Annotated in this window: 1 tRNA gene and 1 rRNA gene; both read left to right on the forward strand. The window is 48.1% G+C overall.

The window, feature by feature from the left end:
* Positions 1–42: 42 nt before the first annotated feature.
* Positions 43–1,559 (forward strand): 16S ribosomal RNA (locus tag BBH99_RS11450).
* A gap of 207 nt (positions 1,560–1,766) precedes the next feature.
* A tRNA-Ile gene (locus BBH99_RS11455) sits at positions 1,767–1,840 on the forward strand.
* Positions 1,841–1,910 lie beyond the last annotated feature (70 nt).

The raw sequence follows: 1,910 nt of genomic DNA on the forward strand, positions 1-1,910 counted from the left end.
AAAAACTAAAGCGTTAAAACTTTGAGTGAGTCAGACAAACATACAATGGAGAGTTTGATCCTGGCTCAGGATGAACGCTAGCGGGAGGCCTAACACATGCAAGCCGAGCGGTAGAGTCTCTTCGGAGACTTGAGAGCGGCGCACGGGTGCGGAACACGTGTGCAACCTGCCTTTATCTGGGGGATAGCCTTTCGAAAGGAAGATTAATACCCCATAATATAAGAAACGGCATCGTTTTTTATTGAAAACTCCGGTGGATAGAGATGGGCACGCGCAAGATTAGATAGTTGGTGAGGTAACGGCTCACCAAGTCGACGATCTTTAGGGGGCCTGAGAGGGTGATCCCCCACACTGGTACTGAGACACGGACCAGACTCCTACGGGAGGCAGCAGTGAGGAATATTGGACAATGGGTGAGAGCCTGATCCAGCCATCCCGCGTGAAGGACGACGGCCCTATGGGTTGTAAACTTCTTTTGTATAGGGATAAACCTACCCTCGTGAGGGAAGCTGAAGGTACTATACGAATAAGCACCGGCTAACTCCGTGCCAGCAGCCGCGGTAATACGGAGGGTGCAAGCGTTATCCGGATTTATTGGGTTTAAAGGGTCCGTAGGCGGATCTGTAAGTCAGTGGTGAAATCTCACAGCTTAACTGTGAAACTGCCATTGATACTGCAGGTCTTGAGTGTTGTTGAAGTAGCTGGAATAAGTAGTGTAGCGGTGAAATGCATAGATATTACTTAGAACACCAATTGCGAAGGCAGGTTACTAAGCAACAACTGACGCTGATGGACGAAAGCGTGGGGAGCGAACAGGATTAGATACCCTGGTAGTCCACGCCGTAAACGATGCTAACTCGTTTTTGGGGCGCAAGCTTCAGAGACTAAGCGAAAGTGATAAGTTAGCCACCTGGGGAGTACGAACGCAAGTTTGAAACTCAAAGGAATTGACGGGGGCCCGCACAAGCGGTGGATTATGTGGTTTAATTCGATGATACGCGAGGAACCTTACCAAGGCTTAAATGGGAAATGACAGGCTTAGAAATAGGCTTTTCTTCGGACATTTTTCAAGGTGCTGCATGGTTGTCGTCAGCTCGTGCCGTGAGGTGTTAGGTTAAGTCCTGCAACGAGCGCAACCCCTGTCACTAGTTGCCATCATTAAGTTGGGGACTCTAGTGAGACTGCCTACGCAAGTAGAGAGGAAGGTGGGGATGACGTCAAATCATCACGGCCCTTACGCCTTGGGCCACACACGTAATACAATGGCCGGTACAGAGGGCAGCTACACAGCGATGTGATGCAAATCTCGAAAGCCGGTCTCAGTTCGGATTGGAGTCTGCAACTCGACTCTATGAAGCTGGAATCGCTAGTAATCGCGCATCAGCCATGGCGCGGTGAATACGTTCCCGGGCCTTGTACACACCGCCCGTCAAGCCATGGAAGTCTGGGGTACCTGAAGTCGGTGACCGTAACAGGAGCTGCCTAGGGTAAAACAGGTAACTAGGGCTAAGTCGTAACAAGGTAGCCGTACCGGAAGGTGCGGCTGGAACATCTCATTTTAGAGCGTCATTAGACGATAAACAAAATTAGTGTCCTAGACACAAAGTACTTGCTTAAAAGTAAAGCTTTAGTTTTTTGTTTGGTTGGTTTATATTAAAAATACAAAACCCACTAGAAATTAGTAAAGGGATTGAGACAAAGAGGCAAGATAAAAGAAGGAAGCACAGTCTGATATCTAATATCTGAAATCTGTTAGTCTAACAGACAGTCTCGTAGCTCAGCTGGTTAGAGCGCTACACTGATAATGTAGAGGTCGGCAGTTCGAGCCTGCCCGAGACTACTAATTGAAAAAGACGGGAAGAGATCAGATATAAGACATCAGACATTTAAGTCTGAGATCTAGGATCTGA

The organism is Chryseobacterium contaminans (assembly GCF_001684955.1).
In the GTDB taxonomy this organism is placed as follows: domain Bacteria; phylum Bacteroidota; class Bacteroidia; order Flavobacteriales; family Weeksellaceae; genus Chryseobacterium; species Chryseobacterium contaminans.